Origin of the sequence: Amycolatopsis sp. lyj-90 (assembly GCF_046549035.1) — a bacterium.
In the GTDB taxonomy this organism is placed as follows: Bacteria; Actinomycetota; Actinomycetes; order Mycobacteriales; family Pseudonocardiaceae; genus Amycolatopsis.
Window position 1 is genome coordinate 145,091 of sequence record NZ_JAJPWP010000016.1, and the last position, 15,994, is coordinate 161,084.

A 15,994-nucleotide genomic window follows, 5' to 3' on the forward strand; every position below is an offset into this window, starting at 1 on the left:
ATGAGCACGCTGCACGGCAAGACGATCGTCATCTCCGGCGGCAGCCGCGGGATCGGCGAGGCCATCGCGATCCGCGCGGCCCGCGACGGGGCGAACATCGCGCTGCTGGCCAAGACCGCCGAGCCGCATCCGAAACTGCCCGGCACGGTCTACACCGCGGCCAAGGCGATCGAGGACGCGGGCGGGCAGGCGCTGCCGATCGTCGGCGACGTCCGCGACGACACCTCGGTCGAGGCCGCGATCGCGCGGACCGCGGAGCAGTTCGGCGGCATCGACATCGTGCTCAACAACGCGAGCGCGATCGATCTGACGCCGACCGAGTCGGTCAGCATGAAGCGCTACGACCTGATGCAGGACATCAACGCGCGTGGCTCGTTCCTGCTGTCGAAGCTCGCCATCCCGTATCTGAAGCTGGCGGAGAACGCCCACATCCTGACGCTCTCGCCGCCGATCAGCCTCGACGAGAAGTGGTTCCAGGCCGGGCATCTCGCGTACAGCATCGCGAAGTACTCGATGAGCCTGGTGACCGTCGGGCTCGCGGCGGAACTGCGGCAGTTCGGGATCGCGGCGAACTCGCTGTGGCCTCGGACGACGATCGACACCGCGGCGATCCGCAACGTCGTCGGCGCCGAACTGGCGGCGAAGTCGCGGACGCCGGAGATCATGGCGGATGCAGCGCACGCGATCCTCACCAAACCGAGCGCCGAGGCGACGGGGAATTTCTACCTCGACGACGAGGTGCTCGCCGCCGAGGGGGTCACGGACTTCGCGAAGTACCGCGTCGGCGGGTCCGAGGAAGACCTGCAGCTCGACTTCTGGGTCGAAAGTCGTACTCCAGAATCAGGGCCATGATCCGCGAACCGCAGCAGGAGCGCAGCCGCACGACCCGGCGGCGGCTGGTCGAGGCCGCCGTCGAGACGATCGGGGAGCTGGGCTGGAACGGGACCACGGTGGCGGTCATCGCCGAACGCGCCGGGGTCTCGCGTGGTGCCGCGCAGCACCACTTCCCGACCAGGGAAGACCTGGTCGCGGCCGCGGTCGAGCACGTCGGCGAGATCCAGATCGTGGAACTGCGCGCCCGCGCCGCGGAACTGCCGTCGGGGCGGTCGCGGATCGAACGGGCCGTCGACATGGTGCTCAACCTCTACAGCGGGCCGATGTTCCGGGCCGCGCTCCACCTGTGGGTCGCGGCGTCGACCGACGAAGGGCTGCGCGCGACCCTGGTGCCGCTGGAGGCGCGGGTCGGCCGGGAAGCACATCGGGTGACGGTCGAACTCTTCGGCGTCGACGAGTCCCACCAGGGCGTTCGTGAGCTGGTCCAGGCCACTCTCGATCTTGCCCGCGGCCTGGGGCTGGCCAATCTGCTGACCGACGACACGAGGCGCCGCAAGCAGATCGTCGCGCAGTGGGCCAGTGTCCTGGAGCCCACTTTGGCACTGGCGAAAAGCAAGAAGATCGAACGGAACGTAGAGATTCCCGGGAACGTCTGAGATCTTGTTAACACTGATGGAGCAGCGACCGATAACACGGTGTAAGTGCTGCTGATCAGGCAGCCGATCGAAAGAGGTGTGTTCCGGTGTCCGGTTCAGAGGTCGAGTTGTCCCATCGAGCCATGGCGATGCTGCGAGCGGTCGCGGCCCGCCGCGCCCAGATGTCGTGCAGCTGCGAGCCGGACCTCTTCATCGACGGGTTCGCCTGTTGTGACCAGATGACCGCGCACGCCCTCGCCCACGGTGGTTACATCCGCCCCGCCGAGTCCACCGGCCTCTCCGCCGTCACCGGTCGTGTGCCCGCAGAGCTGACCGAAGCGGGCGAGGCCGCGATCGCGGTCACCGCAGCTGCCTGACCTTTCGCCGCACGTCTGTCCGCTGTGGACGGGCAACCGTTTACAACCGGCTCCCGCGTTCCTAGGATCCACCCCGGGTTGAGGTCGTCGCGCTGAGCGACGGACCGGGGTTTGGAGGTGCCGATGGCACGCACGGCTCGCCGCGACAACGGTGGGGACGCCCTGAGCGAGTTGATGCGGGAAGCCGGTGCGGCACCCCGTCGCCGGGGACCGCGCGGGCCGAAGCACCGGGCGCCGGAGACCGCCGGTCCCGGAAGCGGGAAGCTCCGGCGCATCTCCGCGCTTTCGGCGGGTGGTGTCGTCCTCGGCGGCCTGCTGGCCGTGCTGCTCACCCCGGCCGATTCGGCCGAGGTCATCCCGGGGATGCCATTCCCGCCGCCGTCGCTGACCATCGCGCCGCAGGCGGTCGAGGTCCCGGATGACGCGGTGCCCTCGCCCGCCCCGTCCGGGCCGTCCGGCGGCAGCGTCGCGCCCCCGCCGCCACTGACCGCGTCGATGAACGGCTCGGAGACCCCGTCTCCCACGCCGACACCGGACCCGGTTCCCGAGGAACGGCGGGATCCGCGCGCCGGTCACCCCGACAACGACTGGTACTACGACTGGTATTACGACGGTTATCGAGGCGGCGGCCGCCTGCCGCAATGGGGCGGATAGCGCCGTTCGGGTGAGCGGCGGTATCGCTCACCGTCGACCGAAAATTACGATTTTCCCCGGATTTCGTCCGTTCGTGTCTGGTGCGGAACTTCCTGTGCCCCGGCTCCGATCAAGTACCTACGATGGTCCGCATTCTCCATTCCCTTCCGGATCACAGCTAGGGGCTGAACAGGAAAAATGAGTGCGGACCGACATTCTCCCGCGGTGCAGCTCGCCCGGAGAATGCTGATCAACCGCGAGACGGGGAACCCGTCCCGTCAGCAGCCGGTGACGCTGCTGCTCGGACCGGTCGGTTCGGGAAAGACCACGGCACTGGAAGCGATCCGGCGTGACCTGGGCTGGGGCGTCGTGCACGCCGGATTCGAGTTCGGGCAAGGCGGCAAGGCCGGCACGATCGACGTGCTCACGAAACTGGCCTACTCGTTTTCGAACAAATGGCGGAATCGGCCGAAACCGCAGTTCGTTCGTTTCACTCTTGCGTTGATCGCAGTCCAGGCGGAGCTTCCCGGGCGGAATCGTGACGAAGACCTGGCGCAACTGAAGGTGCTGATCAACAGTTTTTACGGAATCTTTTGGACCCCCGCGATGGACAGGGCGCTCAAAACGCTGACCGAGACGGCGACGGCGATCGGTCTCGTCGAACCCCCGTACGCGGAATTGTTCCGCCAGACGTTCCCGCATCTGGTCCGGAACATCCGGCGGAGACTCGACAAGGCGGCGGTGCGATCGCTGGCCGACTTCCCGAACGCCGAGGGCAGGTCCCCGTACGACGCGCTGCTCGAACTCAACCGGCTCGCGCACGGCAACGCCCGTGACGGGAAGGCGGTCACCGAATGGGTGATGGCGGCGTTCCTCGGCGACGTCCGGGCGAACCATCCTCGGCTGGCCAAACCGGAGGAGAAGAGCCCCTGCACCTGTGACCTCTCGCAGCAGCGCAGGCACTGGCACAACTGGGTGGTGGCCCTCGACGACGTCGACCACGCCGGCGGGACCGAGTTCCTGGCCGACCTGATCACCGCACGGGAACGGTACGCCGTCCAGCATCCGAACGACCGCGAGGCCCACGACGCGCTGCTGGTCGTCGCCACCAGCGGGCGGTGGCACGAAGACTGGGGCACCGCGTGGCTGGCGCCGTGGAAACCCGCCTCCGGCGCTCCGCCCGCCGTCCGGCCGATGGTGGACTGCGAAGAGGCTTCGTACGACGACTGGGCGAACGTGGCCAACGGCGCGCTCGAATCGCCCTACTACCCGGTCCGGCTCTCGTCCCAGTCGATCGGGCGGATCGCGCGCGTCCTCGATTCCGGGGCGCTGACCCCGAAGGTCGCGCTCGCGCACCGGGCGACCGGAGGACTGCCGTCGGCGGTCGAGCAGCTCTCCAAGCGGTTGCGGGCGAGCGAGGTGCGGGAAGGCGACCGAGACCTGCTCACCACCGATCCCCATGCCGGGCCGGATCCCTGCTACCGCAGGCTGGCCGAACTCGGCTTGACCGAGCACCTCGACGACGTGAGTCTCGACGACTTCGTGACCGCGGCCCCGTTCGCGACCGCGCCCTGGCTGATCCCGGACGCCGCGCAGAGCCGCATCGACCAGCCGCACGTCGGGCGGATCCTGACCGAGCTGCGCACCGCGCTGTGGGTGACGGCGAAGAACTCGGCGGGCACGACCGAGGACCAGGCGGCCCTGCATCCGTGGATCGCCGCGAACCTGGTGTCCGCGCTGGCCCGGCGCGGGGACGGGCCGACCTACACCGACCAGTTCACGGCCCTGCGCGACGACCCGGACACCGCACAGGATCCGGTGCGCCTCGCCTACTGCAACCTCGCGCTGGGCGACATCGACGCGGTGGTCACCTTCTTCGAGCGGGAATTCAACCGGATCCCGCACGCGGACTGGGTCGCGAAGCTCGAGCTGGTCCTGAACGCGCCGGACGATCTCCCGCCCGGACGGGATCACGCGGAGCTGTACGACGAACTCGTCAACCTGGACAACGCACGCAGCCCCGCCGATCGGTCCGAGATCCGGAACAACGTCGCCCGGCTCATCGCGGCGGGCTGGCTGACCGCCAACCCCTTCGCGGTCCGCGGGCAGGACCAGCACCAGGTGATCGCGAACGCGTTCGCCGCGCTGGCCACCACTTCGCATCGCCCCGACGTCGGCGCGCTCGTGTCGGCCAAAGAACTCGCCCGTCGCGGCGAATTTCCCTGAACCCCGAACGGAACCCCGTCATGTCCTGGCTCGATTCGTTGAGAACCCGTATGCCCGGCGCCCGTGAACGCGTGGCGACGGGTCCGCCGGTGCGGCCCCACGGCTGGGCACGCCGTCATCGATTTCTGCTGATCGTGGTCGTGATCGTGCTGGTGGGCGTCACGGTGGCGGTGACGAGACCGTGGGAGTCCTGCGGTGCCGGATTGCACAGGGTGAGCGCGGACGAGAAGTCGACCGGCTCGTCGTACGTCTGCGTCGGGCTGAATCTCGACTCCGGTCCGCTGCGGGACGACGATCCGCTCGACCCGCTGGAGAAGCTCATCAAGGGCCGCAACGAGGCGGCGGGCGAGAACTTCAAGACCGTCGTGGTACTGGAGAACCTCACCCCGGACCCGAAGGTCGACAGTCAGCCGTTCCCGTTCATCCGCCGTGAGGTCCAGGGCGCGATCACCGCCGCCTGGCCGAAGAACGGGCCGCCGGGGATCAAGCTTCTGCTGGCCAACTACGGGAGCAACGCCGACCACTGGCGCGTCGCCGCCGAAGAGATCGTCGCCGCGGCCGCGGCCCAGCGCATCGTGGCGGTCACCGCCGTCGGCAACAGTTCGGAGAACAGCCGGGCGCTGGTGGCGGAGCTGTCCCGGCACGGCATCGCCACGATCGGCGCGACCCCCACCGCGGACAACATGAACACGGATCCGAAGGGCGCACGGATCGAGAACTTCTTCCGGGCGGGCCCGACCAACACCGACGAGGCCCGCGCGGCGGCCGGGTACATCTCCGCGCACGGCTTCCGCCGCGTGATGATGATCCAGGGGATCAGCAAGGAAGACACCTACGCGACCACGCTCGCCGAGGCCTTCCAGAACACGTCGAAGGTCCCGGTCGTCTCCACGAAGACCTACGACGTCAAGCCGTACAACGACACCTCGCGCGAGGTGTATCTGCGGGGCCTGTTCAGCAAGTGGCACAACGACATCTGCGGTGCGAAACCCGACCTGATCTACTTCGCCGGCCGTGGGCTCGATCTCGGTGCCCTCGTGGCGGCCTTGGCCGGGGACGGCGCCTGTGAAGGGCTCGATTCGGTGACCGTGATGACCGGGGACGACGCGAGCACCCTCGCCGGGAAACCTTTGGCGCTGGACAAGGACATCAGCGTCCGGCTCCGCTACACGGCGCTCGCCTATCCCGACCAGTGGGATATGTTCACGTCGGATCCGGCGCATCCGACGTACAAGAAGAACTACGACAACTTCGTCGCCGAGTTCACCGGTACCCACGGTTTTCCCAAGGCGGAACTGTGGGACGGTGCCGCGATGATCGAGCACGACGCCGTCGCCGCGGCGGTCGAAGCGGCGGTGCAGAACGTGTCGGCGGATCCGGTGTCGGTGCCCGACGTGTTGCGCAGTATCGACTGCAACTCGCCGGTGCCCGGCGCCACCGGGTTCGTCGCGTTCGACCAGGCGACGGGGAACCAGCTCGACAAGGCGCTGCCGATCCTGTCCATCGACCCGGACGGTTCGGTGCATCCGGTCGACCTCGTGTGGTCGAGAGGGCGCCCGCTGAACACCAAGCCGGACTGCGGAAACTGAGGCCGGGCCTCGTGAGTGGTAAGGCCGGTTAGAACCGTCCTTACCACTCACGAGGCCGATGGTCAGCCGGTGTAACCCGCCACGATCTTCGTGTAGTCGTACTTGCCCTGCGTGATTCCCGCGCAGTTGTTGCAATCGCGGTTCACCGCCCAGAACGACAGCCGGGCGAGATGTTTGCTCGCCGCGTAGTCGCGGATCGCCCGGAAGTCGGCGACGCTGACGGTTTCGCCCGCCACGTCGGTCTTCCCGTTCATCGACGAGAGCCCGCTGCGCCGGTAGGCCGCGTCGTCGCTCAGGGCGAAGGTGGATTTCACGACGTTCTTGAGCCCGTCCACGGCACTGCGGGTCTTGCCTGCCATGTCACCGCCGCTGGAGAAGTCGAACGGCATGACCGACCACGCGTCGACGCCCGCGCCGAGCACCTTCGACTGGTTGATCAGCCGTTTGCCGGTCGCGTTGGGGCCGCCGACCTCGGTCGGGATGGTGATGACCACGCGCAGGCCGGGGTTCTTCTGCTTCGTGATCTTGATGGCGTTCAGGATCCGGTCCTGGACGGTGTAGTTCTCGAACTCGTCGGTGTTCTCGATGTCGAGGTCGATCGCCTTGAGCTTGTAGGCGTCGATGACCTTCTGGTACGCGCCGGCGAGTGCCGCGGGTGTGGTGCACTTCGTGCCGAGCTTCGTGCCGGACCAGCCGCCGAACGACGGGATGACGTCGCCGCCCTTGGCCCGGATGTTGTTGATCATCGTGGCGTCGGAGCCGGTGAGCGAACGGCTGCCGTCCCACTTCGGGTTGCAGCCGCCGTCGGAGAGGATGAACGCGAGGGTGAAGGCCTTGACCCCGGTGGCGTTCATCGCGGCGATCGGGTCCGTCTGTCCCGACCACTGGTACAGATAAGGCGAGGCCAGCACCGCGTCCGGGGCCGCCGAGGCGACGGGGGCGAGGCCGACGGCCGTGGCGAGAGCGGCGCCGACGGTGGTGGCCAGTGTTGCCCAGCGTCGTAAGGATTTCATAGGTCCTCCAACTGGTAAGCGCGCAGCGATGCGCGCAGATGTGGAGCACCTCCGTCTTGACGCGGCGTATCAACCGGGAGGATGCGCTCTCTCACAGTGGACTAGACCATTGAGGACTGTCAATAATTCACCGGAATTCCCGCCGGGAACGACCGACCTTAGTAGGGGGTCATGACCCGGAAAGCGGATCGACAGTTCCGCGATTACCGGCTAGTTTGCCGAAATGGTGGGGGACTCCCTGATGGCGACCGGAAGCCGCGGCCGAAGAGACCGGCTCGCCGCGCCGCGGCGAATACTGGGGACCTGGAGCCTGTGGGACCTGCCGAGGCGGGGCCTGATCGGGTACCTGCTCCTCGTCGACGCGGCCGCTTTGGCCGCCACCACGTACCTCTTCGTGCTGCGGCCGCCCGCGCCGTCGTCACTGCTCCCGTTTTCCGGTCTGCTGGCCGGAATGATCCTCAGCTCGGAGCTTTCGCGTCCCGTCGAGCGGTCCCGCGCGGATACCCGGCTCGGCGCCGGACTGGACGCGGCCTGGATCTTCGCGGGCGCGTTGCTGCTGCCGCCCGCGCTGGCCGCCGTGCTCGTCGTCGCCTCGGCGGGGTATCGCTGGTGCCGGATCCGGCGCGGAATCCCGCACCGTCAGGTGTTCGCGGCCTCCGCCACCATGCTTTCGGCGCTCGGTGCCTCGATCATCCCGGTGCTGCTGGGTGCGCCGCCGTTCACCGGCGGGGCAAGGGATTTCGAAAGTTTCGCGCTGGTTTTCGCGACCGGCCTGGTGTTCCTGTCCGTCGATGCGGCTTTGGCCGCGCCCGCCGCCGAATTCGGGGCGGAACCCTCGGGATTCGCCTTCGACGCGGCGATGGTCGCGTTCGGATTGCTGCTCGCCTGGTCGGCGGTGGACTGGCCGTTCGTCACCGTGGTGCTCGCCGGTGCGCTCGTGGTACTGCACCGGGCGGGAACGATGCGCGCCCTGCGCGGCCACGCGGGCACGGACGCCGGCACCGGACTGCTCACCGCGTCGTCCTGGTTGGACGGTGCCCGCACCCAATTCGACCTGCTTCGCGGCCGCGGCGCCGATCTGTCGCTGCTGATGCTCGACCTCGACCACTTCGCCCGGCTCAACGACCGGCACGGCAGGCACGTCGGGGACGACGTCCTCCGCGCCGTAGCGGACACTTTGCGCGCGGAGGTCCGCGCGGCGGATCTGGTCGGCCGGTTCGGCGGCGAGGAATTCGTCGTCCTGCTGCCCGGGACGACCCGGTTCGACGCGCACGCGATCGCCGAACGGATCCGGCTGCGGATCGCGTCGACGTTCGTCTCACTGGGTGGGACGTTCGCGGGGGCGACCGTTTCGATCGGGGTCTCGTCGCATCCAGCCGACGGCGAGACGCTCGACAGGCTCATCGGCGCGGCGGATCAGGCGCTGCGCGCGGCGAAAACGGCCGGGCGGAACCGGACCGTCGTCTTCGAGACCGAGGATTCGCTCGACTAGTTTTCGGTCGGGACCCCGATGTCCTCGAACCACAGTTCCGGATGATCCTGGATGAATTCGGTCATCAGCGCGGTGCACGCCGGGTCGTCGAGCAGGGTGATCTCGACGCCGTTCTCCTCGAGCCAGCCGTGCCCGCCTTCGAAGGTGGCGGCCTCGCCGATGATCACCCGGCCGATGCCGAACTGGCGCACCAGCCCGCTGCAGTACCAGCAGGGGGAGAGGGTGGTGACCATGATCGCGTCGCGGTAGTGCGGCCGCCTGCCCGCGTTCCGGAACGCGGAGGTCTCGGCGTGCATCGACGGGTCGCCGTCCTGGACCCGGCGGTTGTGCCCGCGGCCGAGCAGGACGCCGGCGGTGTCGAACAGCGCGGCGCCGATCGGGACCCCGCCCTCGGCCTTGCCGAGTTCGGCTTCCTCGCGGGCGACGGACAGGAGTTGTGCGGGATCGATCACGGGACTCACCTTACGGACTCACAAGACTCGGCCCGCCACGTCACTGCCGTTCTGGCTCGCCCCCGCAGTACATGAAGGCCCCCTTCCTTGCGCCTAGGTACAGGAAGGGGGCCTTCATGTACCTAGGCAAGGAGGCCTTCACGGACCTGCGACCAACTCCAGCCGCAAACAGCAGGTATCTAGGACCCTTCGGCTCTAACCCGAAACGCCACTCGCGACCCCAATGCGGACCGGAACTGTCCTCGATGTCTGCCACACTCCTCCTCATGAAGCGAGCGAACCGATGACCACGGGCACGTCGGCCCGGCTGCTGAGGCTGTTGTCGCTGCTGCAGGCGCGGCGGGACTGGCCGGGCGCCGATCTGGCCGACAGGCTGCGGGTGGACGTCCGCACGGTCCGGCGCGACGTCGAGCGGCTGCGGGAGCTGGGCTACCCGGTGCACGCCACGCCGGGTGTCGCGGGCGGTTACCGGCTCGGCGCGGGGGCCGCGCTGCCGCCGCTGCTGCTGGACGACGACGAGGCCGTCGCGGTCGCCGTCGGGCTCCGTACGGCCGCGAACGGGACGGTGTCGGGGATCGAGGAGACCTCGGTGCGCGCGCTCGCGAAGCTGGAGCAGGTGCTGCCCGCCCGGCTGCGGCACCGGGTGACCGCGTTCAACACCGCGATGATCCCGCTCGGCGGCGCCGTGCCGGTCATCGACGCGGAGGCGCTGACGGTCATCGCGTCCGCGTGCCGTGACCATCAGCGGCTCCGGTTCGGTTACCGCGATCATCACGGCGACGTCAGCGAGCGCTACATCGAGCCGCTGCGCCTGGTGCACACCGGCCGCCGATGGTACCTGGTCGCGTTCGACCTCGACCGCGAGGACTGGCGGACCTTCCGCGTCGACCGTATCGACGGCGTCCCGGACACCAGTTTCCGTTTCACGCCGAGGGAACCGCCCGCCGAGGACCTCGCCGCGTATGTCTCCCGGGGGATCACGTCGTCGCCGTATCCACACCAGATGGTGTTGCGGGTGAAGGCCTCGGCGGACGCGCTCGCCGAGTACGTGTCTCCGACCGCCGGGACGATCGAGGCCATCGACGAGCACACCTGCCGGGTCAGGGTCGGCTCCAACGACCTTTCCGTGATGCCTTATTACCTCGCCCACTGGGACGTCGACTTCGTGGTGGAGGAGGCACCGGACGAGGTCAAGGAGCGGCTACGGCTGGTCGCCGACCGCTTCGCGCGGGCGGTCGACTGAGTCCGAAGTGGACTGTGCGGCTCGCTTGGCGCGTTTGGCCAGCAGGCCGATCGAACCGAGCGAAATCAGGGCCAGCACGATGATGTAGAGCGAAACCGACATCGACGTCCCGGTGGATTCCAGCAGTAGCACCATGATGAACGGCGCGAGCCCACCGCCGACGACCGCGCTGATCTGGTAGCCGAGCGAGGCGCCGGTGTAGCGCATCTCGGCGGTGAACAGCTCCGCGAACAGCGCCGCCTGCGGGCCGTACATGATGCCCAGGAACAGCGACCCGACGAACGAGGCGACCACGAACAGCGGCAGGGACGCCGTGTCGATCAGCGGGAACATCGGTATCGCCCAGAGCGCGACCCCCGCCGCGCCGAAGGTGTAGATCTTGAGCCTGCCGATGCGGTCGGACAGTTTCGCCGACAACGGGATGATCGCCAGCTGCAGCGTGCTGATCAACAGGGTCGCGACGAGCACGGTGGTCCGCGACATCCCCAGATGGCGGGTGGCGTAGTCGAGGACGCCGTTGAGCAGGATATAGAAGGTGGCGGTGTTGACCATGAACGAGCCGCCCGCCAGCAGGACGGTGCCCTTGTGGTTGCGCATGACGTCGCGCAGCGGCGACTTGGCGCGGCCGCGTTCCTCGGCGGTGAGTTTCGCTTCGGCACGGCGGTATTCCGGGGTCTCGTCGATCTTGACGTGCATGTACCAGGCGAGCCCGAGCACGAGGATGCCGACCAGGAACGGGATCCGCCACGCCCAGGTGAGGAAGTCCGACGGTGGCGCGACCTGCGCGGCGATCAGGAACACCGTGTTCGCCAGCACCACGCCGATCGGGACGCCGAGCTGGACCAGGCTGCCGTAGAGACCGCGTTTGCCCGGCGGCGCGTACTCGGTGGCGAGCAGCATCGCGCCACCCCACTGCGCGCCGACCGCGACACCTTGCACGAGCCTGAGCAGCACCAGGAGGATCGGCGCGGCGATGCCGATCGTGTCGTAGGTGGGGAGCAGGCCGATCAGCGTCGTCGCCGCTCCCATCAGCGCGATCGCCATTACCAGCACGGGTTTCCGGCCGCGTTTGTCGCCGATGCTGCCCGCGATGATCCCGCCGAGCGGCCGGGCGAGGAAGCCGACCGCGAAGGTCGCGAACGAGGCGAGGACACCGGCCGCGGCGTTGGTGGTGGGGAAGAAGGTCTTCCCGAAGACCAGGGCGGCGGCGATCCCGAAGACGAAGTAGTCGTACATTTTTGACGCAAGGCTGTGACCAGGGGTTTTAGGGCTGCGGGTCGCCTCAGGCCGTCTCCAGGCCGTCCAGGCCGTGATCGGCGCTTCTGGAGAGAAATTTACTGTTTGCGCCGCGCGCTCGTCGGGTGGTGGACAGTAGCGGCTTATCGAGGCGTCCTGAATTCGCCCTCGGAACGCTGCCTCCGGACAGGTCCAATGTCACAGATTGTGACGATCTTCCAGTGGTGTGGGCGCGCTGTGCCCAGGTGCGAATGACCGGCAGAGCGCCGGATAGCTTCTTCATCCCGGTCAAATCTTGGTCGATCGGCGCAGCGATCGACACCGAACTGGTCGCCTCGGATGGGCCGGGCCTGGCCCACGGCGCCTGGGCTTGAGCGCGGACGCGCCGACGGTCTGAGTCACCCGTTTGAACTGCACGGTGGCGCGGTTCAAACGTCGTCCAGTTCACCGAGGCCGCGAACGGTTGCGCCGATCGACTTGTCCGCGACGACCTTGATCACGACCGAATGCTCGCTCAGTTCCCGCGTGAGGTGCTGAGAACGGCGTCAAGCAGCCAGAAGCCGGATCTCGGAGTCGTCGCCCTCGCGCGCCGCGGAGACTACCTTGGTCGGGCTTCTCGACCAGGCTGCACACTCGATCATGGCCGTCGCGAGGTCAACGACCGCGTAAGCGTTCCTGGCGTTCGGTTTCAGCAGCTCGTTGTTGGTGTTCGGCTTGCTGTGCGGCACCCGCTTGCGCGATGGGTAGAAGCGCAGGTACTCGTTGCGCGAGTGATTCGAAGTACTCGATTGTTTGTCCGTGCGCTGTCGATGCAGGCCCGACGCGTGACAAAGTCACGCCGGCATGCGCGGCGATGACCTCCGGCGCGACTCCATGGTGGAGCAACAGTGGGCCAAGTTGTTCCAATATTGCGTTGCGCTGTCCCAAGATGACGTCAAGGACGTCGTCAATACCGACCGCTCGCTCCTCGATGAGGCGCTCCGCGAGCTCGCGGTCGGTACCTATTAGGTACGTGAGCAGGGACTGACCGATGGTCGGACCCGGCAAACTGGCGTACCGGCGGGCTAGCCGTGCCCGGTGGGCTTGCGGCAGTTGGGTCAGGTGACGTTCGCAGCCACGAGGCCCCGGTGCGCGCAGATAGGTTGTGCTTGACATGTCATCGAGGCGGCGCATGAACCATTCTTCGAACAGGTCTGGATCTTCTGTCGCGAGATGACCAAGAAGGACGTTCGCTCGCCAGGTGCCGCTGGCGCTCAGGTCTTCGCCGCGCATCTTGCTGATGGCGTTTCGCCAGTCGGGCTTCCAGTCGTCAGGCAGTGGTGGGCCGTGCTTTTGGCCGATCGAGAAGCTGAGCGCGGTAGCGGTGGCGATCGCGGGCACGGGATGCCCGAGCAGGTGGCGTAGCAAGGCATCGGGGGTGTCGCGCACCATGAGCCGATCCAACAGCCAGACGTCCCCCGAGTTGAGGTCGGCGAGGACGGCAATGCTGATGTCGTCGACATCGGACCTGGCAAGCACGACGGAGAGGACTGAAGCCCGTAGGGTCGGGTCACTGAGATGCCTGGTCCAGGCATCGGGCGCGATAGAAGTTGGGTCCCGTTCAAGACACTGCGCGAGCGCGGCCTGCAAGAGCGCTGTACTGCCTTGCAGGAGAGCGGCCTGGTACCACGCGAAGGGATCGATCATGTGCTCCCGCATGTTGACCGCGACCCGCTCGGCGTGACCCTCGTTCGCATGTCCCGCCAGTTGCGCCTGACGTCCGAGCTCAGCAAGTCTCGCAGCACCATCCTCGCCCCCGAGCTCGACCAGCCGCCGCGCGAGGTCGCTGATCCTGGCTGCTCTGCGCTCCAGTTCGGCACCTACATCGCTGCCAAAGTGCCTACTTCCGCCGACGAAGGCGTCCAGGTCGGGATCGATATCGAAGGCGAGCGGCGGATCGTCTGGTACGTCGGAGTTCCAGCTCGGCTCGTCGAGCAAGCGTTGCGCGCGAAGTGCGAGTCCTGGAACCGACCGGACCATAGGTCGTAACGACTCGAGAATCCTGCGACCTCCGAACTGCCCGGCCAGCTTTTGCTCGTCCTGCACGCCAGTGGTGCCGGTTCCGAACCCGGCGCCGAGCCGGAGCCAGCCGGCTGCCAGGTCGACAAGAAGGGCCAGGGCCTCCGGCGGGCAGACGGGTGCTTCGGCTTCGTGGTCGGCGTTAAGCATCCGCTCGACGCGCGCCCACAATTCGATCAGGCGGCTGAGATTCGCCGCTGTGTCGATCCCCTCGGAGAAGCTGACGGTGTCCGGAGCTCCCGGCACCGGCCAGTGGCCGGACACCTCCGGGGAGAAGATCGCGGCGAACAGTTCGGCCGTGGTGGTCCATTTGGTCGGGTCGGGGCTCTCGGCCAGCCAGCCGAGCGCGCAGGCGAGTAGACGTTCGCTGATTTCGACCGTGGTGCCGAAGTCAGGGTCGATCATGCGGGTCAGGTCGGTGAGAACGCGCATGGGGTGATCAGGATTTTGTGGGCGGGGGCGGGGGTCCTCGGCGACGAGGCCGAGCATTGCGGTCACCGCTCGGGGAAGGAGCCATTGCCGGGCCACATTCGAGATCAGTTTGGAGGCTGCTCGCCCCGCCGGGTCGTAGGGCATGCCGAGAATCTGCATCGGCTCCCGCGGTGTGGCGAGCACCGCGCAGGCGTGCTCGACCGCGAGCTGAGCAGCCTCCACGCTGAGCATTGAGTAGTCGCCGAGCAAGGTCAAAGTGTTCTCATCGAGCCTGTCCGCATCTTGGAGAGCTTGGGCCCATCCGTCGGCGGTGTCACGGGCGCGGGCGGATCCCGCCGCTGCCGCCGCGATCATGGAGTCGGTCAGCGGCAGTGAATGATCCGGAAAGGCTTTGAGGAGCGTCGACCACGGGCGCCCGGCGGGATCGGTGAAAAACCAGCGCGCGACCAGCGGTGCGCACAGGGCAGGCTGAAGAGACCAGCCGCGGGTCGACCGGTCGAGAAGCCCGTTGCGAGCGAGTCTGTTGAACATTCCGATCAGTGCGGCGGGTGCCGTGCCCACGAGAGGTGCGAGTTCGTGCACCAACTCGGTGGACGCGTGCTTGAGGGCGGCCACGCAGGCCAAAGCGTCCAGCGCTGTCTCGGATTCGGTCGTGCGACGCAGAAACCGCTCGATATTGGCAAGGTGGGCGGCTCCGGTGACGACGTTGTGGCCGTCCCCCTGAACGATCAGTTCACACAAGGCCAACGCCCATCCAGGGCGGCCCTCGGCTTGCTGATGAATGAGTTGGCGTGCTCGGTGGCCGGTGACCCCAACCGCCTGTACAAGGGTGTCGATCTCTGCCGGTTCGAGCAGATCGATGGTTACCGTCGTAGCTCCTGGAAGCACATCGGCCACGGCCTCGGTTTGATCAGGCCAGGTGGTGGCGATGATGGAAAAGGACAGTCCTTCTTGGATACGGGCGCGTCGCAGCACTTGCAGATCGTGGTGACGGTCGTGGGCGTCGTCGACGACGACCGCCTGCGGATCCGTGTGCCGGAGGTCAGCTACGACTTGACCCGGTTCCGCGCTCTGCAGAAAGGCCACTCGATGCTCGAGTTCGGTTGTGAGTCGAGTCTTTCCGACACCGGGAACGCCGACCAGTACCACGTCGGTGGCGGTGTCGACCAGTTGGTCCAAGGTGGCGCGCTCGGTGACGCGGCCTACCAAGGTGGACGAACGCGGTGCGGCACTCTCGAGTGTTTCCAGTGGGTGGTCGAGAAGGGCGCCGAGCTCGCCCGTGATGCCGAGGAGTCGTTTCCGCCACGTGGGTTCGCGGACCAGTTCCCCGGCAAACCAGTTCCTCGCGTAGACGTGTGGCGGTGATAGCCCGCGATCGGCGCAGAGCTTGTCGAGTTTCGCGCGGGTGGTGGCGTTTACCGGAGCCAGGCACGCCATGACGACCAAGTCGACCGCGACGCCCTCTTCGTGCATTCGCCGCAAGCCGGTGCGCAGATTCGCCACCGGGTCGCCGGTTGTCGCGAGAAACCGTCCGAAACTGCCCAGATCGGATTCACCGAACGGGAAGTAGACGTCGCCGTCACGCCCGAAATCGTGACCGCCCTCGACCGGGGACAAACCTGGGTAGCGCGCCTGCAACAGAGCGCACGCACAGAGCTCGAACTCGGCAGGATTGACCGGTCGCTCGTCGAGCGCTCGGAACACCTGCGCCACCAGATCCATAGTCACTCGACATTACACCGGTGACGTGCGGGCAAAGCCGCTCGTCACCGTC

At 67.4% G+C, this 15,994-nt stretch carries 13 protein-coding genes; 9 read left to right on the top strand and 4 right to left on the bottom strand.

Translation table 11 applies throughout. The features are described from left to right. The 6 genes from ACLJPX_RS42310 (at position 1) to ACLJPX_RS42335 (ending at position 6,294) form a co-directional block, all read left to right on the top strand. Positions 1-852, top strand: coding sequence for an SDR family oxidoreductase (locus ACLJPX_RS42310; protein ID WP_410605790.1), 852 nt, complete (start codon positions 1-3; stop codon positions 850-852). After that, positions 849-1,490 (top strand): TetR/AcrR family transcriptional regulator, encoded by a 642-nt coding sequence (locus ACLJPX_RS42315; RefSeq protein ID WP_101606845.1) that lies wholly within the window; start codon positions 849-851, stop codon positions 1,488-1,490. Before ACLJPX_RS42310 ends, ACLJPX_RS42315 begins: the two co-directional genes overlap by 4 nt. 86 nt (positions 1,491-1,576) lie before the next feature. Further along, complete coding sequence (locus tag ACLJPX_RS42320; RefSeq protein WP_101606846.1) at positions 1,577-1,846, top strand: hypothetical protein; 270 nt, start codon at positions 1,577-1,579, stop codon at positions 1,844-1,846. Positions 1,847-1,969: 123 nt separating this feature from the next. Next, a complete protein-coding gene (locus tag ACLJPX_RS42325) occupies positions 1,970-2,500 on the top strand; it encodes a hypothetical protein (RefSeq protein ID WP_410605791.1) in 531 nt (176 codons plus the stop codon). A 177-nt stretch (positions 2,501-2,677) separates the two neighbouring features. Next, positions 2,678-4,705 carry a hypothetical protein gene (locus tag ACLJPX_RS42330; protein ID WP_410605792.1) on the top strand — a complete coding sequence of 676 codons (2,028 nt, stop codon included), beginning with the start codon at positions 2,678-2,680 and terminating at the stop codon, positions 4,703-4,705. A 20-nt stretch (positions 4,706-4,725) separates the two neighbouring features. After that, positions 4,726-6,294 (top strand): amino acid ABC transporter substrate-binding protein, encoded by a 1,569-nt coding sequence (locus ACLJPX_RS42335; RefSeq protein ID WP_410605793.1) that lies wholly within the window; start codon positions 4,726-4,728, stop codon positions 6,292-6,294. Positions 6,295-6,356: 62 nt separating this feature from the next. On the opposite strand, the gene ACLJPX_RS42340 is transcribed toward ACLJPX_RS42335, so the two are convergent. Continuing rightward, positions 6,357-7,307: a chitinase gene (locus tag ACLJPX_RS42340; protein ID WP_410605794.1), complete on the bottom strand. Its 951-nt coding sequence runs from the start codon at positions 7,305-7,307 to the stop codon at positions 6,357-6,359. 223 nt (positions 7,308-7,530) lie between these two features. Here ACLJPX_RS42340 and ACLJPX_RS42345 point away from each other — a divergent pair, with 223 nt between their 5' ends. Beyond that, complete coding sequence (locus ACLJPX_RS42345) at positions 7,531-8,799, top strand: GGDEF domain-containing protein (protein ID WP_410605795.1); 1,269 nt, start codon at positions 7,531-7,533, stop codon at positions 8,797-8,799. On the opposite strand, the gene ACLJPX_RS42350 is transcribed toward ACLJPX_RS42345, so the two are convergent. Further along, the gene (locus tag ACLJPX_RS42350) at positions 8,796-9,260 is read right to left on the bottom strand and encodes a nucleoside deaminase (protein WP_410605796.1); all 465 of its coding nucleotides are present in this window, start codon (positions 9,258-9,260) and stop codon (positions 8,796-8,798) included. The two genes, ACLJPX_RS42345 and ACLJPX_RS42350, sit on opposite strands and share 4 nt — an antisense overlap. A gap of 274 nt (positions 9,261-9,534) precedes the next feature. On the opposite strand from ACLJPX_RS42350, the gene ACLJPX_RS42355 reads away from it, so the two are divergent. Beyond that, positions 9,535-10,494: a helix-turn-helix transcriptional regulator gene (locus ACLJPX_RS42355; protein WP_410605797.1), complete on the top strand. Its 960-nt coding sequence runs from the start codon at positions 9,535-9,537 to the stop codon at positions 10,492-10,494. Here the strand turns inward: ACLJPX_RS42355 and ACLJPX_RS42360 are convergent. Continuing rightward, on the bottom strand, positions 10,453-11,730 hold the full coding sequence (locus ACLJPX_RS42360; protein WP_410605798.1) for an MFS transporter: 1,278 nt from the start codon (positions 11,728-11,730) through the stop codon (positions 10,453-10,455). The genes ACLJPX_RS42355 and ACLJPX_RS42360 overlap by 42 nt on opposite strands. Positions 11,731-11,981: 251 nt before the next feature. Between ACLJPX_RS42360 and ACLJPX_RS42365 the strand changes: the two genes are divergently transcribed. Then, positions 11,982-12,104: a hypothetical protein gene (locus ACLJPX_RS42365; RefSeq protein WP_410605799.1), complete on the top strand. Its 123-nt coding sequence runs from the start codon at positions 11,982-11,984 to the stop codon at positions 12,102-12,104. 280 nt (positions 12,105-12,384) lie between these two features. On the opposite strand, the gene ACLJPX_RS42370 is transcribed toward ACLJPX_RS42365, so the two are convergent. Beyond that, positions 12,385-15,942 (bottom strand): hypothetical protein, encoded by a 3,558-nt coding sequence (locus tag ACLJPX_RS42370; RefSeq protein WP_410605800.1) that lies wholly within the window; start codon positions 15,940-15,942, stop codon positions 12,385-12,387. Positions 15,943-15,994: the final 52 nt, after the last annotated feature.

What these genes read in the sequence shown, in the direction of transcription:
- ACLJPX_RS42340 (WP_410605794.1), bottom strand. Translation starts at nt 7,307, where the DNA reads ATGAAATCCTTACGACGCTGGGCAACACTGGCCACCACCGTCGGCGCC.
- ACLJPX_RS42335 (WP_410605793.1), top strand. Translation starts at nt 4,726, where the DNA reads ATGTCCTGGCTCGATTCGTTGAGAACCCGTATGCCCGGCGCCCGTGAA.
- ACLJPX_RS42360 (WP_410605798.1), bottom strand. Translation starts at nt 11,730, where the DNA reads ATGTACGACTACTTCGTCTTCGGGATCGCCGCCGCCCTGGTCTTCGGG.
- ACLJPX_RS42310 (WP_410605790.1), top strand. Translation starts at nt 1, where the DNA reads ATGAGCACGCTGCACGGCAAGACGATCGTCATCTCCGGCGGCAGCCGC.
- ACLJPX_RS42365 (WP_410605799.1), top strand. Translation starts at nt 11,982, where the DNA reads ATGACCGGCAGAGCGCCGGATAGCTTCTTCATCCCGGTCAAATCTTGG.
- ACLJPX_RS42330 (WP_410605792.1), top strand. Translation starts at nt 2,678, where the DNA reads ATGAGTGCGGACCGACATTCTCCCGCGGTGCAGCTCGCCCGGAGAATG.
- ACLJPX_RS42370 (WP_410605800.1), bottom strand. Translation starts at nt 15,942, where the DNA reads ATGGATCTGGTGGCGCAGGTGTTCCGAGCGCTCGACGAGCGACCGGTC.
- ACLJPX_RS42355 (WP_410605797.1), top strand. Translation starts at nt 9,535, where the DNA reads ATGACCACGGGCACGTCGGCCCGGCTGCTGAGGCTGTTGTCGCTGCTG.
- ACLJPX_RS42325 (WP_410605791.1), top strand. Translation starts at nt 1,970, where the DNA reads ATGGCACGCACGGCTCGCCGCGACAACGGTGGGGACGCCCTGAGCGAG.
- ACLJPX_RS42315 (WP_101606845.1), top strand. Translation starts at nt 849, where the DNA reads ATGATCCGCGAACCGCAGCAGGAGCGCAGCCGCACGACCCGGCGGCGG.
- ACLJPX_RS42345 (WP_410605795.1), top strand. Translation starts at nt 7,531, where the DNA reads ATGGTGGGGGACTCCCTGATGGCGACCGGAAGCCGCGGCCGAAGAGAC.